Here is a 16,364-nt window from a genome sequence, read left to right as displayed (position 1 = left end):
GCGTTCAGCGGCGCACCGGTACGAAGCGGACCGGGGTGCCCGGTGCGGCCTGGGCCGCCGCGTCCAGACGGGCCTCCGGGACCACGCCGACCACCGGGTAGCCGCCGGTGGTCGGGTGATCGGCGAGGAAGACCACGGGGCGGCCGTCCGGAGGCACCTGTACCGCTCCCAGCACCATGCCCTCGCTGGGGAGTTCGCCGTCCCTGGAGCGCTCGAGAGGCGGCCCCGCGGTGCGCAGCCCGATGCGGTTGCTGACGGACGACACCTGGTAGCAGCCGGTGGCGAGGGTGTGCAGCGCCGCGGGGGTGAACCAGTCGTCGCGCGGTCCGAGGAGTACGGGCAGCACGAGTTCCCGCGGGGGAGCCTGCCAGGGAAGGGCGCCCGCGTCCGCCGTCGTCACCGGCCCGTTCGCCTCGCCGAGCGGCAGCACCGCGCCGACGGCCAGCGGTTCCGGACCGAGGCCGGAGAGCAGATCGGTCGAGCGGCTGCCGAGCACGGGTTCGACGGCGATACCGCCCGCGAAGGCCAGGTAGCTGCGCAGCCCGTGGGTCGCCGCTCCGGCCTGGAGAACCGCCCCGGCCGGAACCCGTACGGCGGCTCCCCACGCCACGGGCCGGTCGTCGACGGTGACCGGGCACGGCGCACCCGTCACCGCGACCGTGACCGTGCCGCGGACCCGTACGGCGCAGCCGCTCACGGTGGTTTCCAGCGTGGCGGCCTCCGGGGGGTTTCCGACCAGCCGGTTGGCCAGGCCGTGCGCCCCGCGGTCCAGCGCGCCGGCGCGCCCCACCCCCAGATGCGCATGCCCGGAGCGGCCCAGGTCCTGAACGGTCGTCAGCGGGCCGGCGCGCAGGACTTCCAGCTCCCGGTCCGTCATCCGGTGTCCTCCGGTACGAAGCGGACCCGGGTGCCCGGTGCGAGGAGCGCGGCGGGCTCGCGCGCCGGGTCCCACAGGACGGCGTCCGTCGTCCCGATGAGCTGCCAGCCGCCGGGGGAGGACCGCGGGTAGATGCCGGTGTACGGGCCGGCGAGGGCGATCGAACCGGCCGGAACCCTGGTCCGCGGTGTGGCGTGGCGGGGCACGTGGCGGTCCGCGGGCAGACCCGTGAGGTATCCGAAGCCGGGCGCGAATCCGCAGAAGGCCACCCGGAATTCGGTGCCGGAGTGGATACCGGCGGCCTCGCTCTCGGTGACGCCCCAGCTGGCCGCCACTCCGGCGAGATCGGGGCCGTCGTAGCGCACGGAGATCTCCACGGCCTTCTCCCGGCCGCGGGTGAGCGGCGGGATGTGCCACTGGACCAACTCGGCGGCGAACCGGCGGGGATCGTCGAGCCCGCTGATCAGAACGGTCCGGGCGGCGGGCACGATCTCGCGGGTGGTCGGGAGCGCGTTCCGGGCGCGGCGGCGCAGCAGCTCGGCGTGGAGCGCCTCGGCCTCCTCGCCGCTGCCGAGTTCGATGAGCAGCCCGTGCCCGCCGACCGGGAGCGCCCTCATACGAAGGCCTCCACCCGTACCCCGGCCGCCTCCAGCTCCGTACGAACGGCGCGGGCCAGCTCGGCCGCCCCCGGCGTGTCGCCGTGCAGGCACAGGGAGCGCGCACGGACGCCGACGTGCTCGCCGTCGAGCGCGGTCACCACGCCCTCCAGGGCGAGCCGTACGGAGCGGCGGATCACCTCCGCCGGGTCGCTGACGACCGCGCCGGGCAGGCGCCGGGAGACGAGGGTGCCGTCTGCGGTGTAGGCGCGGTCGGCGAACGCCTCGGAGACGACCGGCAGTCCGGCCTTCTCGGCGGCGGCGTGCAGCCGGGAGCCGGGGAGCCCCAGGACGGGGAGGTCCGCACCGGCGAACCGGATGCCGTCGACCACCGCCGCCGCCTGCTCCTCGTCGACGGCGGCGCGGTTGTACAGCGCGCCGTGCGGTTTGACGTAGCTGACGCGCGCACCCGCCGCACGGGCGAAGGCCTCCAGGGCGCCGATCTGGTACGCGACCTCGTCCGCGAGCTCCTCGCGCGGCACCTCCATCGGGCGCCGGCCGAAGCCCGCGAGGTCGCGGTAGGAGACCTGGGCGCCGATGCCCACGCCGCGCTCGGCGGCCATTGCGCACACCCTGCGCATGGTGCTCGGGTCCCCGGCGTGGAAGCCGCACGCGACGTTGGCACTGGTGACGACGGAGAGCAGGCTGTCGTCGTCGGTGAGACTCCAGCGGCCGAATCCCTCACCGAGGTCGGCGTTCAGATCGATCACCGGGTCGGTCATATGTGTCCGTTCCAGAAGTACCGGGCGCGCCGGCCGGTTGTGCCGGATGGTTGTGCCGGGGGTGGTGGTACCGAGCAGTGATGAACCGGCCGGCCCGTATCCGTAGAGACACTCCCCCTGAGGGCAGCCGGGCCGGCCGGCCACTCCGGCCAAAGATAGGGATCGTTGAACGATCCGACAAGAGGTGTGTTGTCTCGCCTTCGGTTCTGGGATTGACTCCTGCTGTTCATACGTGGCTGATCAGGATGAAAGGGGAGGTGCGGCGTGGCCAAGGAGGACGACCGGCGGCTCGCGGAGGCATCCGGGCTGGAGACCGACCGGGTGCTGCTGGGGCGTACGAGTACCGCGGAGCGGGTCGCCGCGATCCTGCGGGACCGCATCGCCGAGGGTTACTTCCCGCCCGGCACCCGGCTGTCCGAGGAGAGCATCGGAGGGGCGCTGGGCGTGTCGCGCAACACCCTCCGTGAGGCGTTCCGGCTGCTCACCCATGAGCGGCTGCTGGTACACGAACTCAACCGCGGTGTCTTCGTGCGTGTGGTGACCGTCGAGGATCTGCTCGACATCTACCGGGTGCGAGCGCTGGTGGAGTGCGCGGCGGTGCGCGGGCTCGGGGAGCCGCCGTTCCGGCTGGAAGCGGTCGAGTCGGCGCTCGCGGCGGGGGAGCAGGCGGCCCGCGACCAGGCCTGGCAGGACCTTTCGACCGCCAATATCCGCTTTCATCAGGCACTCGTCGCCCTCGCGGAGAGCCCGCGCACCGATGAGCTGATGCGCGGGGTGCTGGCCGAACTCCGGCTGGTCTTCCATGCGATGGACGACCCGCGGCGTTTCCACGAGCCGTATCTGGCCAGGAACCGGCAGATTCTCGCGGCACTGCGAGCCGGTGATGTGACGCACGCGGAGCGGCTGCTCGCCACCTACCTGGAGGATTCGCGACAGCAGTTGTCCCAGGCCTATTCCCAGCGCGTTTCCGAGGCGTGACCGCGCGCATTTTCCACAGGACCACCCTCTTGTCGGATCGTTGAACGATCCTCTAGCCTCCCGTGCAGTCTCCTCACGTCCCCGTGAGGTCCAGTGCGCGGAAGGCGGGACGCATGATCGTTCTCCTTGGCGTCCTCGTGGTGATCCTCGGATTCGCCACGCGGCGCAACCCGTTGTTGGTGGTGGGGGTCGCCGGCATCGTCACCGGGCTGCTGGGCAAGCTCTCGCCACGCGAGGTTCTCGCGGCCTTCGGTGACGGATTCGCCTCCAGCCGGGCGGTGACGATCTTCGTCATCACCCTTCCGGTCATCGGTCTGCTGGAGCGCAACGGGCTGCAGGAACAGGCCCGTACGCTGATCGCCAGGCTCGGCAAGCTCACTACCGGCCGGTTCCTCACGCTCTATCTGGGACTCCGGCAACTGACCGCGGCCTTCGGACTCACCAGCATCGGCGGACCCGCGCAGAGCGTCCGCCCGATGGTCGCGCCGATGGCCGAGGGAGCCGCGGAACGGCGCCACGGGCCGCTGCCCGAGCGGGCGCGGGAGCGCATCCGCTCGTACTCCTCGAGCGCCGACACGGTCGGGCTCTTCTTCGGCGAGGACTGTTTCCTCGCGATCGGCTCGATCCTGCTGATCACCGGATTCGTCAACACCACCTACGGCGCCCACCTGGAGCCGCTGAGCCTGGCGCTGTGGGCGATCCCCACCGCCCTGTGCGCCTTCCTGATCCACGGGGCCCGGCTGCTGCGCCTGGACCGCACCCTGGAACGCGAAATCACCGCCGCGAACGCCCCGTCCACTGCCGCCGGCAGCCGCACCCCGGAGGGGGCCAAGTGATCAAGGCCGAGTGGTTCTACTGGCTCGTCGGCGCCGTGTTCCTCGCCATGGCCGTGCAGATGGCGGCCGACCGCACCAATCCCAAACGGTACGGGACCGCAGGATTCTGGGGCCTGTTGGGCCTCTGCTTCTGCTACAGCACCTGGGTCGTGGACAAGAAGGCTCCGGCTGAACCGCTGGGGATCGCCGTCCTCGCCATGGTCTGCCTGGCGGGCTTCGGGCTCACCGGACGCGGCGCCCCGCGCACCACGACCGGTGAGCAGCGCACCGCTTCGGCAGCCCGGCTCGGCAGCAAGCTCTTCGTCCCCGCGCTCACCATCCCGCTTGTCGCGGTGATCTGCGCCTCCCTCGTCAAGCACTGGCACATAGCGGGCGAACCGGTCCTGGAACCGGAGAGCGAGACCATTCTCGGCCTCGGTATCGGCGCCATCGCCGGCCTTGTGGTGGCCATGTTCGTGGTGCGCGAGCGGAATGCGGCCGTGCCGCTGCACGCCGGGCGCGGTCTGCTGGAGGCGATGGGCTGGGCGCTGCTGCTGCCACAACTGCTGGCGGTACTCGGCTCGATCTTCCAGGTCGCCGGAGTCGGCACGCAGGTCGGCAGGATCACCGAACAACTGCTGCCGGACGGGCAGAAGTACGTCGCCGTGGCCGTCTACTGCGTCGGAATGGCCCTGTTCACGGTCGTCATGGGCAATGCGTTCGCGGCGTTCCCGGTGATGACCGCCGCCATCGGCTGGCCCGTCCTCATCCAGCAGATGAACGGGGACCCGGCCGTCGTACTCGCCGTCGGGATGCTGGCCGGCTTCTGCGGCACCCTCGTCACGCCCATGGCCGCCAACTTCAACCTGGTGCCCGCCGCGCTTCTCGAACTCAAGGACCAGTACGGGCCGATCAAGGCACAGATCCCCACGGCCGGCGCACTGCTGGTCTGCAATGTCGCCATCATCTCGCTTTTCGCCTTCTGAGGAGGAGCCCGTGACCCGGGTGCTCCTGACCGGTTTCGAACCCTTCGGCGGCGAGGACGTCAACCCGTCCTGGGAGGCGGTCTCTCTGGTCGCCGCCGACCCGCCGTCCGGCGTGCAGGTGACGGCCGTACGGCTGAGCTGTGCCTTCGGTACGGCGTTGGAGGAGCTGCGGGCGGCGGTGGACCGTACGGACCCCGGCCTCGTCCTGTGCGTGGGACAGGCCGGGGGCCGCCCCGGCATCACCGTCGAACGGGTCGCGATCAACGTCGACGACGCCCGTATACCCGACAACGCCGGGCGGCAGCCGGTGGACGAACCGGTCGTCGAGGGCGGCCCCGCCGCGTACTTCGCCACGCTGCCCGTCAAGCGGTGCGTCGCGGCGGTCCGTGCGGCCGGACTGCCCGCCGCCGTGTCGCAGACGGCCGGCACGTTTGTGTGCAATCACGTCTTCTACGGGCTCGCGCATCTGATCGCCACCCGGAAGCCCGCCCTCCGAGGGGGTTTCGTCCATATCCCGTACGCCCCTGAACAGGTGGTGGACCGGGCCGAGCCGTCGCTGCCCGTGAGCTCGGTGGCCCTGGGCCTGCGGACGATCGCCGCGACCGCGGCGAGCGTCGGGACCGATCTGCGGATCCCCGGAGGAGCCACGCATTGACCGCTCCGGGCGGGATGGGGGACAGGGTGCCGTCCTGCCCCGCACTCCCGCCGCACCCCCTGCCGCCCCGCTGGGCAGCCCGTCGTACGGACGGCGTGCGCCGGCGGCCACCGGCTGTGCCCGGCAGGCGTGGACCGTGCAGGAGGGCGCGGACCGAGGACGCGGATCCCGGATCCGCGCCGTTTCGTCCGTTGTCGGTGCGACCACCTAATCTGTGCGTCGTGACATCTCCAGCAGCCGCCGTTCCGCCCCAGTTCAGCGGGCCGGCGCGGCCGGCCCCGGGCCCGGCCGCCGACGAAGGCCTGGCCCGGCGGCTGCGCGCGCTCGCCTGCACCGCACCGCTGCACGACCTGGACGTGCGCAAGGCCAACCTCGCGGGCGAGTACACGGTCTACGCGATGGCCGAGGTGGCGCTCGCCGCCATCGACCTGGTCACGCTCAACATGGACTTCGACACCGGCGCCGACCACGAGCAGATAGTGGCCAGACTGCTGCCGCGCGTCGCGGCACAGGCGCCGGGGCGGCCCGTGGCCGAGCACGAGCGGGTGGCCCGCTGGGTGCTGGAGAATCTGATCAATGTCGGCAGCGTGGACCGCGGATTCCGCGCCGTCTACGGCACGTTCGGCCCGGACGGTGCGTACGTCCGGCGCGACTACGACTTCAAGCTGATCGAAGAGGTACCCGGCCACGGCGGCAGCGTCTATCTGCGGACCACCGACGAGGCGGTCAACGTCCTGGTCGGCGCCCTCGACACCGATGTGACCAGCGCGCAGATCGCCGCCGAGGTGAAGCTCGAGGTACTCATCAGCCGCGGACGGCTGGCCGACGCACAGCTCGCCGCCGAACAGGCCCGCTACCGCACGGTCCAGTACGCGGAGACCCTGCGCAGGACCCTCGACGCGACCCGGCGCAACGTCCGCGCCGTGGATTGGCTGCTCACCGTACCGGACATGATCGCCGAGGCACTCGACCACGTCGCGGACCGCTACCGGCACGAGAACGCGATCCTGACGAACATCCGCCGCGCCCGCGACGAGGCCGAGGAGGCCGAGCACAAGCGGCGCGCCGCCGAGCTCGTCGACATCGTCAAGGACTGCATCCGGCGCCACACACAGCTGCAGTCCCGGCTGCTGGAGGCGGGTCCGCTGTTCCGGGCCGAGCAGGACCGGCAGGCGTTCGCCGCCCCCGCCTCCCGCTCCGGCCTCGACCTCTACGGTCAGCTCGTCGCCCCCGTACTGCCGCTGCCGGTCGAGCAGGCGATCCGGGTCACCGACGCCTTCTTCGCCCGGGGGACCGGGCTGCGCACCCCGTCCGCGGTCCGGGTCGGGGACCTGGTGGACCTTCTCCTCACGCCGCCCGTCGAGCGCGAGCACCTCGGCGCGGAGATGCCCGAGCCGGATCTCGTCGCCACCCCCGACGACAGCCGGTTCAGCGAGGAGCAGCTGGCCTCCGCCATGGAGCTGCTCGACCTCGCCCCCGACGCCCCGCGCCGGCTGTCGGGGCTGCTCGCCGAGGCCCGCCGCCGGGACCCCGAACTCCCCTACCTGGTCGCGCTGCTCGCGGTGCACGCCGCCAGCCCGCCGGTCGGTACGGCCTACCGGCAGGGCGAGCGAAGGCTGTTGTTCGCGGTGGACGACGGCACGGAGCTGGACGACCCGGAGTTCGGCGGCGCCGACCTCATCGTCGGCACGGCCCTCCTGGACGCGGCGGGCATGGCGGCGGACCGATCGGAGGCCGCCTAGTGCGTACGGCGTGCCGAGAATCCGCGGGTCGCGTCCGCCATGGCACCGCCGAAGCCGCATCCTGTGCGACGCGCGCGACCAGTGAGACCGTCCCCCGCAAGGAGCCTCTTCCGTGACCGAGTACGACGCCGACGACAGGGCACAGCCGGGCCTTTCGTCCGCCGCGGGCGAGCCGGGCCACGGCACGCCGAGCGCGGCGGGCCCCGCACCGGTCACGCCCGCGGACGCGGCGGACGCCGCGCGGCTCGTCGCCTTCGGGCTCCAGCCCAAGCTGCTGCCCGCCCGCGACGCGGAGTACGCCGAGCTGCTGCGGCGGCACCGCGACGAACCCCCCTTCGCCAGGCTCGCCGACGCGGTCGCCGCCGGGCTCGGGCTGATCGTCCTCGAGGTGTCCACCCGCGCCGGCATGGCCGTGGCCGCCGCCGAGGACTCCGTCTTCGCGGTCCGCATGGGCGACTACGCGCGCCGGGCGTCACCCGACTCCGCCGACCGGTTCCTGCACGGACTGGCCCACCTCGCGGTCGCCGCCATGGCCTTCCCGCGTCCCGAGGATCTCGCGGACGACGGCTACATCGGCCGGATCACCGTCAACGGCGTGGAGGCGTTCGTACGCCAGGCCTGCCGCCGCCTGGAGGAGCGGGCCGGAGAACAGGGCGAGAACACCGACCCCGCCAGCGACGCCCCCGGCCTCGAAGCGGCCTGGCGCGTCTACGCGCGCCGCAGCGCCACCGGCGCCACCAAGGACGCGCGCCGGCTGGCCGGTTCGACCACCGGCATCATCGGCAAGGCCGTCGCGTTCCTCACCGAGTCCGGCTTTCTGCAGCGCACCGGGGACGACGCCGGCGGCACGTACCGCACCACCGCCCGGTATCAGCTCCAGGTCCGCGACCTGGCCGGCAGCGCCGCCATGGCCGAGCTGCTGGAGCTGGGCGTCGTCCCGGTCGGCGACGGCACCGCGACCCTGCTCCCGCCGGACGACACCGACGACCTCGACCTGGCCGCGGACGCCGGCCTGCCGTTCCATTCCTGATCGTCTTCCCGTACGACCACAACGAGAGTCCGCCGCCATGTACGAGCTGTCCCGGGTCCGCCTCTACTCCATCGGGCCTGCCGGTGCGCGCTACGCCGACACCGTGCTCGACCTGCGTGGCGTCGGTGAGCCGGTGGCCAGCCCCGCTCCGGCCCAGGCGGACTTCTTCGAGGACGAGCCCACCGGCCCGCCGCGCCGCCCCGCCCCGGCGGGCGTGCTCTTCCTGGAGAACGGCGGCGGCAAGTCCGTACTCCTCAAGCTGATCTTCTCGGTCATGCTGCCCGGCCACCGCAACACCCTCGGCGGGGCGAGCTCCGGAGTGCTGCGCAAGTTCCTGCTGGCCGACGACTGCGGGCATGTCGCCCTGGAGTGGCAGCACACCGTCACCGGGGAGTGCGTGGTCGCCGGCAAGGTCAGCGAGTGGCGGGGCCGCCAGGTCTCGGGCGACCCGCGGAAGTTCGCCGAGGCGTGGTACTCCTTCCGGCCCGGTCCCGGCATGAGCCTGGACTCCCTGCCGGTCGCCGAGTCCACCGCCGTACGGGCCCCCGTCGAGGGCGCCTCCGGCGCGCAGGGCCGCCGCCGCACGATGAAGGGCTTCCGCGACGCCATCACCGAGGCGGGCAAGGCCTACCCCAACCTCGACGTCGTCTGGGAGGAGATCCACGAGCGATGGAACGAGCACCTCGGCGAACTCGGCCTCGACCCCGAACTCTTCCGCTACCAGCGGGAGATGAACGCCGACGAGGGCGAGGCAGCCGGTCTGTTCGCCGTCAAGAACGACTCCGACTTCACGGACCTGCTGCTGCGCGCCGTCACCGACACGCGTGACACCGACGGACTCGCCGACCTCGTCCACGGCTTCGCGCACAAGCTGGGCCGCAGAGCCGAACTGATGGCCGAACGGGACTTCACCGCGGGCTCCGTCGACCTCCTCGGCCGTATCGTCGACGCGGCAGCCGAGCGCGAGCGGGCCCGTGAAGTGCACGCCGGGGCCGAGCGCCGCACCCGTACGCTCGCGCGGCGGCTGTCCGCGCGGGCCACGGAGGAGCGGGGGCGCGCCGCCGACCTGGCCCAGCAGGTCACCGCGGCCGCCCACACCGTCACCCAGGCTGAGGAGGCGCGCGGCCGCAGCTCCCTGATCGCCGCCGAACTCGCCTACCGCAACGCCTCTCTGGCGCTCTCCCGGGCCGAGAAGGCCGCCGCGGCCCAGCGCCGTGAGCTGGGTGACGCACGGACGTTGCTCTCCGCCTGGCAGGCGGCCGAGGCGGTGCTCCGGCACCGGGCCGCCGCCGACCGAGCCGCGCGCGTCGCCGTCGCGATCCGGGAAGCGGAGCGGGACGCCGCCCCGGCACTCGCCGCCCGCGCCACCGCCGCCGCCGAACTCGTACGCGCCCTGCACACGGCGGCGGAGGACGGCGAACGGGTGGCGTCGGGGGAGGAGGAGCGCTCCACCGCCCTCCAGGCGGCAGGCGAATCCGCGCACCGCGACGCCACGGCCGCAGCCACCGAGGCACAGCGCGCCCGCAGCGAGGCCGGGCACTTGCGGCAGCGGCTCGCCGAGGTCGAGCAGGAGACCGCCGAGGCGGTACGGGCCGGCTGGCTCGACGTCCCCCAGCTATCGCTGGGAGGTGCCCCCACCGCGCCCGATGCCGATCCTGTCCGTGCCGCGCTGGCGGCGAGCGATGCCGAGAAGTCGGCGGTGTCCGCCTGGGAACCGGCCCGTGAGGCAGCGCAGCGCACCGCGGAGCAGGCCAAGGAGGCGGCAGCCGCCGAGTCCCGCGCCGAACTGGCCGCCGCCCGCGCCGCGGACGCGGCCGACGCCGCCGAAGCCGCCCACATCGCGGAGCGCCGCACCGCGGAATCCATCGGTGAGGACGAGCGGCTGGCCGAACTGCTGAGCCTGCCGCACCCGACGGGCACGGGCGTACCGCAGCCCCGCCGCAGCGGCGGCCCGCGCCCCGGGGCTGTGTCACCGCCCCGCCAGCGCAGTGCGGAACCTCCGTTTCCGGGCCCGGCCACCCACGCGGCGACGGACGGAGAACCCTCGCGCGGCGTCAGCGCCGCACTGCCGGACCCTGATCCGGCTCCTGGCGGCGACCCGGTGGCATCCGACCCGTCCGGCCTTGCCCGTACGTCGGCTGACGCCTCGGGACACGACCTTCCCGACTCCGCCGGCCGGCCGGACGCACCGGCGCCGGGCGCGGCTTCCGACGCCGGTGGACCGGCCGGTACGGCGTGGCACGGATCTCCTGGGGGCGGTTCATCGCACGGCGCGCGTTCCGGTGCCGCGGGGGACGGGGGCTCGGCGGGCGCCGGTACGGAGGGCAATGCCGCTGCCCCGCCCGGCGTTGACCGGGGCCTTGCGGGCGAGGGGTACGGGCACGGCTCTTCGTCGGTGGACAACGCGTCCACGAGGGGTGGGGCCGAGCAACCGGGAAGCCGTAGTCCTGGCTCCGACGAGCTGCCCGCAGCGCCGATGCCGGAGGCCGCTTCCGGCACGGCACGAGCGACTCGTCCCGCGTCTCCGGGAGCCCCCGCCGGAAGGTCTTCGGACGCCGCGCACGCTGCGGCGGCTCCCGTCGGCGCGGACGGCAACACCACGGACGGGCCAGAGCCGGGTGGCGCCGACGGCAGGCCCGCGGGCAGCGGGGAGCGGCCGGAAGCCGGCGCCGCGGAGGCAGGTCACGGCAGCGGCGCCGAGGGCGGTGCCGACACGAACGAGGCGTCCCGGAACGGTGCGGGAGACGGCGGACTCGCGGGCCGCCGGTCGGGTACGGACGGCCGAATCGCCCCCGGAACCGACGCCCCCGGAACCGACGCGTCCGGAACCGACGCGTCCGGTGGCGGAGAGTCCGGTGCGGCCCAGTCCGATGGCGGCGCCCCCCGCGCGGATGGGGCGGGCACGCACCCGAGCAGCCGCCGCGCCACACCCCCCGGCCGCAGCCGCCCCGCCGCCGAAGGGCCCCTCACCGCCGACGAGTTGGACCGCAGCGCCGACGCCCTGCGCGACATGCTCGACGAGAGCATCGCCTCCGCCGAGCGGCAGCTGTTCGAACTGCGCACAGCGGCCGCCGACGACGCCCGGATCCTCGGAGCGCTCGGCGACGGCGGGCTGCTCCCGCCGGGCCCCGACGTGCTGGCCGCGGTCGAGTACCTCGGCGAGCACGGCATCCCCGCGCTTCCGGGCTGGCGCTACCTGGCCCAGGCCGTCGACCCCGCGGACCACGCGGCTGTGCTCGCGGCCCGGCCCGAACTCGTCGACGGCGTCGTCATCACCGACCCGGACACCCATGCCCGGGCCCGCGAAATCCTGGCCGGAGCCGCGCTGCTGCCGCGGTCCACCGTGGCCGTCGGCACCGCCGCCGCGCTGCTGGCACCCACCCCCGCGCCCGGCGCCGCGGACACCGTCGTGTTCCTCGTACCGCCGAACCCGGCGATGCACGACGAACGGGCTGCCGACGACGAGCGGCAGTCGCTGCGGGCCCGGGCGACGGCCCGGGACGAGGACATCCGGGCGCTCGCCGCCCGGCTGGCCGGCGACCGCGCCCTGGCGGCGCGGCTCGCGTCCTGGCGCACCGGCTGCCCCGCCGGGCACCTGGCTGAGCTCGCCGCCACGGCGGAGGCCGCCCGCCAGGCCGCCGACGCCGCCGGCCGGCAGTCGGCGGAGGCGCGTCTGGCCCGTACGGAGGCGGACGAGGCCGCCGCGGAGGCGGCCCGGGTCCGCGACGAGCGGCAGGAAGCCGCGCAGCACGCCCGGCGCGCCGCCGATGCCCTGGCCGGCCTCGCCTTCCGGCTGCGCGAGCGTTCCGGCTGGCAGAGCCGGTTGCGGGAACTGGCCGACGAGGCCGCCGAGTCGGAAGAGCGGGCCGCGGTCTGCCTGGAGCGGGCACGCGCCGCGGACGAGGACCGGCGAGCCGCCCAGCGCGCCGCCGACGACGCCCGCCGCACCGCCCGCGCCCTGCGGGCCGAGCGCGCCGAGATCGCGGGAGCACCCGACAACGCCGACACCGACACCGATACCGACACCGACGCGGACACGCCGGCGCCGCGCACCGCGCTGCCCGCACTCCGTGAGGCGTACCGCGCCGCCTCGCAGCTCTACGAGAAGGTCGGCGTCGGAGCCGATCTGCGCGCCGAGCAGGCCCGGGCCGAGAGCGACGAGAGCGCGGCCCGCGCCCAACTCGACCGGCTCACCAACAAGGTCCGCACCCGCGCCGCGCAGCTCCTCGAAGGCACCGACGGCGCCGACGGCCCGTCCCGCCAGGCGGCCGCCGCCCGCGCCGAATCGCTCGTCCAGCTGCTGGAGTCGCGCGCCTCCGCCGCCAGCGAGCAGCTCGGCCGGCTGCGCGGCGAGGCCGAGCGGCAGGCGCCCGCCGACGGCGAGGCCCACACCGAGCTCCCCGACGACCTCGTACCGGCCGACGCCGAGCACGCCCAGACTCTGTGGCGCACCGCGGCCACCGAACTCGCCGCCCGTACGGACGCGTTGGAGACGGCACGCGGCACGCACGCGGAGCTGCTGCACGCCCACCGGGCGGCCGAGGACGCGGCAGGCGGCTTCGACGACACGGCGACGCTGCTGCGGGACCTCCTCCGGGAGCCCGCCCACCCCGCCGAGAGCACCGAAGGCGCCGAGCGGCCCGAGGCGTACCGAGGGGGTCTGGACGGGGCGCGGCAGGCGGCCGCCGAGGCCCGGCGCTCGCTGCGCGGCTGCGCGACCGACCTGTCGGCCGCCGAGTCGACCGTACGGGAAGCGAGCGACGTGCTCGTCCGGCACGCGAACTCCACCCGTTACGAGCAGGTCCGTACCCCTGCCCGCCAGCAGATCCGCGAACTGCCCGGCTCCGCCCTGCCCGAGCACGCGGCGGCCTGGGCCGAGGCCTTCGCCCCCCGGCTGCGCGTCCTCACCGACGAGCTGGCGCAGCTGGAGCGCAACCGGGACAGCATCGTCGACCGGCTCCGCGGTCTGGTGGAGTCCTCGCTCGCCACCCTCCGCTCCGCGCAGCGGCTCTCCCGTCTCCCCGAGGGGCTGGGGGAGTGGTCGGGCCAGGAGTTCCTGCGGATCCGCTTCGAGGAGCCCGACCAGGCCACACTCACGGAACGGCTCGGCGAGGTCATCGACGAGGCGACCCGCGCCGCCGTGAAGAAGAACTCCGACCTGCGCCGCGACGGCATGTCGCTGCTGCTGCGCGGCGTCGCGGCGGCCCTCCAGCCGCGGGGCATCGCGGTGGAAATCCTCAAACCCGACGCCGTGCTGCGCGCCGAACGGGTCCCCGTCGGACAGATGGGCGATGTGTTCTCCGGCGGTCAGCTGCTCACCGCGGCCATCGCGCTGTACTGCACGATGGCCGCGCTGCGCAGCAACGACCGAGGCCGCGACAAGCACCGGCACGCCGGCACGCTCTTCCTGGACAACCCGATCGGCCGCGCCAACGCCACCTATCTGCTGGAGCTCCAGCGGGCCGTCGCCGACGCGCTGGGAGTGCAGCTGCTCTACACCACAGGCCTGTTCGACACCACGGCGCTCGCCGAGTTCCCGCTGGTGATCCGGCTGCGCAACGACGCGGACCTACGGGCGGGGCTGAAGTACATCAGCGTCGAGGAACATCTGCGCCCCGGCCTGCCGCAGCAGACGGCGGCGGAGGAGACGGTGCACGGCGAGATCACCGCGACCAGGATGTTCAAGCGCCCGCCGGTCACCGCGGAGTCCCGAGCGGACTGACGCCGGTGAGGCGGGATGATCTGGCTGCCGGCCGTGGTGGGTGGAGAAGACCCCGTCCCTACGGTGTGGGTGGAGAAGACCCTGTCCCTACGGTGCAGCCACGCCACGGCGTGGGCCAGTGTGCCCCAGTGACGTCGAGCACGTCATGGGCACGGTGTTCTCCTTCGACGTCCGCGGGGTCGCGACGCCCGCGGTTCGACGTCCTGCGGTGCGAAGGCGCGAAGGCTGGGACATGAGCACCGCGGGTCGATGGTCGCGGGCGTCCACGCGGGCACGACGGGCGACGCCGCAGGGCCGTACGCCACAGCGGCCCGGGGTCGGTCAGGACCCGCCGCGCGCCGCGGCGAGTTCCTCCAGCCGCTCGGCGACGCCCTCGTCGTCCCCGTACCGCTCACGGAGCTGCCGTTCGATCCGGTCGCGGATGGCCCGCGCCCGGTGCAGGTGCCCGTCCTCCCTGCGCAGGTCCCGGTCCACCCGCAGCAGTTCGGCGCTCTTCGCCTCGACGACGAAGCTGCGCAGCTCGGCGAGATCGAGCCGCCGGTTGAGCTCGTTGACGGTGTCGCGCCACTCGTGCAGCAGCGCCACCAGCCCGCTGTGGGCCGGGTCGGCCAGCACGCCCGAGATCAGCGCCGCGTCCGTCGCCGACAGCACCGGACGCGGGAAGACGCGGTGCACCGGGCCGGCCGGGTCGAGCGGCCGGAACCGCGCGTCGTCCAGAATCCCGGTGTTCTTCACCAGCTCGTCGGCGAGCGCGTGCAGCGTCTGGCGCTCCCGCTCCTGCGCCGCCGCCCGCCGCTCCGCGAACACTCCGCTGATCGCGGCGACGAGCGCCAGCGTCTGGATGACCGGCTCCCACTTCCCGTCGAACGGCGCGGCGACCAGCCAGCTCGCACAGACCCCGAGGGCGAGGGCGAGCGCGCCGAAGGTCAGCACCGAATAGCCGGAGCGCCGCATGGGCCGCAGTGCCACGGTCAGCGGAACGGGTTCGGGGGAGGAACCGGACGGTTCCCGGTGGCCCCGGACTGCAGCAGCACCAGGTCCATCCCGAACTGCGGTTCGCCGAAGGCGGCGTTGAAGCCCGAGCCCGTACGGCCGACCTCCACCGCCTCCGCGTCCGCCAGCATCTTGTCCACCCCCGCCCGGGAGTACTTCCGGGTGGTCAGCAGCCGGATGGTGTCCTCGTCCGGGAACTCCACACTGCTGCGGTCGGGGAGGGTGAGCCGCAGCTGCCCGCCCGTACGGTTCCGGTACACCACCTTGACCAGCAGCGCGCGGTCGTCCTCGACGGCCGCGTCGAACGACACGCTCTCCATGTCGATCTGCAGGTCGGTGTACTGCATCACCGCGCTGGTGACGAACTCGCCGAATCGCGGGCTCGCACGGTACTCCCGCGCCGCGGCGCTCGCGCTGTCCTCGTCCAGCCGATCGGTGCTCGCCACCTCCAGCATGAACCGGTCCTGCGGCCGCAGCAGCTGCCCCGTCAGCAGCGCCAGCAGCGCGGTGTCGTCCTCGAAGTTGGCGAGCGTGTTGCCCAGCAGCGAATAGACCACCGGTTCGTCGCCCACCAGGCGCTCCACCAGCCGGCGCAGCCCCATCACGTTCTGCCCGGCGGAGAAGTCGAGTTGTACGGGCACCACGCTGCCCGCGGGAACGCCGAGGTTGCGCAGTGCCTCGCGCTGGCCCAGCCGCAGCATCTCCGGGCTCACATCGACGGGGATGTAGCACAGATCCGGATGGTTCCGGCGCAGCCGCTCCAGGACCGTATGGTCCTTGTGCCCGGTGCCGGTACCCAGGCTCACGTAGTGGTAGCGCTGCCCCTCCAGCCCGCTGCCGATCTGCTGCCAGCGCCGGGTGAAGGACTCGATGCTCTCCCGCATCACGGGATAGAAGAGGTCGGAGCAGGCGTGCACCCACGCCACCGTGGACTCCACACCCCAGTACGAGAAGCCGGACGAGATGCGCTTGCCGTCACCCGTGCGCGAGAACGGTGCCCGCAGTTCGCCGGTCAGCTGGGAGAACTTCTGGGACTGGTCCTCACCCACCATGCACAGGGTCCAGGAGAACCCCGGATCGGCGAGCGCTCCTTCGAGTCGTTGAACGGCCTGTTCGCGCACCGCCATGGCCGGCGTACCCCCGTTGTGTGGTCCGAATTCCTGGTGCCACCACGGTAGTTGCCGCAGG

Annotated in this window: 12 protein-coding genes; 7 read left to right on the top strand and 5 right to left on the bottom strand. The window is 73.6% G+C overall.

Features of this window, described 5'->3' with window-relative positions; genetic code table 11:
* Positions 1–4 precede the first annotated feature (4 nt).
* The 3 genes from ABZW18_RS22330 to ABZW18_RS22320 are packed head-to-tail and all read right to left on the bottom strand — an operon-like array spanning position 5 to position 2,255.
* Positions 5–877, bottom strand: coding sequence for a biotin-dependent carboxyltransferase family protein (locus tag ABZW18_RS22330; protein ID WP_356190001.1), 873 nt, complete (start codon positions 875–877; stop codon positions 5–7).
* Positions 874–1,494 carry an allophanate hydrolase subunit 1 gene (locus tag ABZW18_RS22325; RefSeq protein ID WP_356189998.1) on the bottom strand — a complete coding sequence of 207 codons (621 nt, stop codon included), beginning with the start codon at positions 1,492–1,494 and terminating at the stop codon, positions 874–876. The genes ABZW18_RS22330 and ABZW18_RS22325 overlap by 4 nt, the downstream gene beginning before the upstream one ends.
* The gene (locus tag ABZW18_RS22320; RefSeq protein ID WP_356189995.1) at positions 1,491–2,255 is read right to left on the bottom strand and encodes a 5-oxoprolinase subunit PxpA; all 765 of its coding nucleotides are present in this window, start codon (positions 2,253–2,255) and stop codon (positions 1,491–1,493) included. Before ABZW18_RS22320 ends, ABZW18_RS22325 begins: the two co-directional genes overlap by 4 nt.
* Before the next feature lie 264 nt (positions 2,256–2,519).
* On the opposite strand from ABZW18_RS22320, the gene ABZW18_RS22315 reads away from it, so the two are divergent.
* The 7 genes from ABZW18_RS22315 (at position 2,520) to ABZW18_RS22285 (ending at position 14,183) form a co-directional block, all read left to right on the top strand.
* A complete protein-coding gene (locus ABZW18_RS22315; protein WP_356189992.1) occupies positions 2,520–3,233 on the top strand; it encodes a GntR family transcriptional regulator in 714 nt (237 codons plus the stop codon).
* Positions 3,234–3,346: 113 nt separating this feature from the next.
* On the top strand, positions 3,347–4,069 hold the full coding sequence (locus tag ABZW18_RS22310) for a DUF969 domain-containing protein (RefSeq protein ID WP_356189990.1): 723 nt from the start codon (positions 3,347–3,349) through the stop codon (positions 4,067–4,069).
* The gene (locus tag ABZW18_RS22305; RefSeq protein WP_356189988.1) at positions 4,066–5,034 is read left to right on the top strand and encodes a DUF979 domain-containing protein; all 969 of its coding nucleotides are present in this window, start codon (positions 4,066–4,068) and stop codon (positions 5,032–5,034) included. Before ABZW18_RS22310 ends, ABZW18_RS22305 begins: the two co-directional genes overlap by 4 nt.
* Positions 5,035–5,044: 10 nt before the next feature.
* Positions 5,045–5,689 (top strand): pyroglutamyl-peptidase I, encoded by a 645-nt coding sequence (pcp, locus tag ABZW18_RS22300; RefSeq protein ID WP_356189985.1) that lies wholly within the window; start codon positions 5,045–5,047, stop codon positions 5,687–5,689.
* A 221-nt stretch (positions 5,690–5,910) separates the two neighbouring features.
* On the top strand, positions 5,911–7,431 hold the full coding sequence (locus ABZW18_RS22295) for a hypothetical protein (protein ID WP_356189982.1): 1,521 nt from the start codon (positions 5,911–5,913) through the stop codon (positions 7,429–7,431).
* 112 nt (positions 7,432–7,543) lie between these two features.
* On the top strand, positions 7,544–8,461 hold the full coding sequence (locus ABZW18_RS22290; RefSeq protein WP_356189980.1) for a hypothetical protein: 918 nt from the start codon (positions 7,544–7,546) through the stop codon (positions 8,459–8,461).
* Positions 8,462–8,498: 37 nt separating this feature from the next.
* On the top strand, positions 8,499–14,183 hold the full coding sequence (locus ABZW18_RS22285) for a hypothetical protein (RefSeq protein WP_356189977.1): 5,685 nt from the start codon (positions 8,499–8,501) through the stop codon (positions 14,181–14,183).
* Between the two features lie 321 nt (positions 14,184–14,504).
* Here ABZW18_RS22285 and ABZW18_RS22280 read toward each other — a convergent pair whose 3' ends face one another.
* Both ABZW18_RS22280 and ABZW18_RS22275 read right to left on the bottom strand, forming a co-directional pair.
* Complete coding sequence (locus tag ABZW18_RS22280) at positions 14,505–15,152, bottom strand: hypothetical protein (protein ID WP_356189975.1); 648 nt, start codon at positions 15,150–15,152, stop codon at positions 14,505–14,507.
* Positions 15,153–15,154: 2 nt separating this feature from the next.
* The gene (locus ABZW18_RS22275) at positions 15,155–16,303 is read right to left on the bottom strand and encodes an L-histidine N(alpha)-methyltransferase (protein ID WP_356189972.1); all 1,149 of its coding nucleotides are present in this window, start codon (positions 16,301–16,303) and stop codon (positions 15,155–15,157) included.
* Between the last annotated feature and the right edge of the window lie 61 nt (positions 16,304–16,364).

The sequence above is a fragment of the Streptomyces sp. NPDC004647 genome (assembly GCF_040609575.1).
GTDB lineage: Bacteria > Actinomycetota > Actinomycetes > Streptomycetales > Streptomycetaceae > Streptomyces.
Note: the sequence above shows the minus strand (reverse complement) of the source record. Positions and strands in the feature narration are given on the sequence as shown.

Excerpts from the sequence above, each read along its gene's own strand:
- ABZW18_RS22325 (WP_356189998.1), bottom strand. The coding sequence starts at position 1,494 with ATGAGGGCGCTCCCGGTCGGCGGGCACGGGCTGCTCATCGAACTCGGC.
- ABZW18_RS22320 (WP_356189995.1), bottom strand. The coding sequence starts at position 2,255 with ATGACCGACCCGGTGATCGATCTGAACGCCGACCTCGGTGAGGGATTC.
- ABZW18_RS22275 (WP_356189972.1), bottom strand. The coding sequence starts at position 16,303 with ATGGCGGTGCGCGAACAGGCCGTTCAACGACTCGAAGGAGCGCTCGCC.
- ABZW18_RS22285 (WP_356189977.1), top strand. The coding sequence starts at position 8,499 with ATGTACGAGCTGTCCCGGGTCCGCCTCTACTCCATCGGGCCTGCCGGT.
- ABZW18_RS22310 (WP_356189990.1), top strand. The coding sequence starts at position 3,347 with ATGATCGTTCTCCTTGGCGTCCTCGTGGTGATCCTCGGATTCGCCACG.
- ABZW18_RS22330 (WP_356190001.1), bottom strand. The coding sequence starts at position 877 with ATGACGGACCGGGAGCTGGAAGTCCTGCGCGCCGGCCCGCTGACGACC.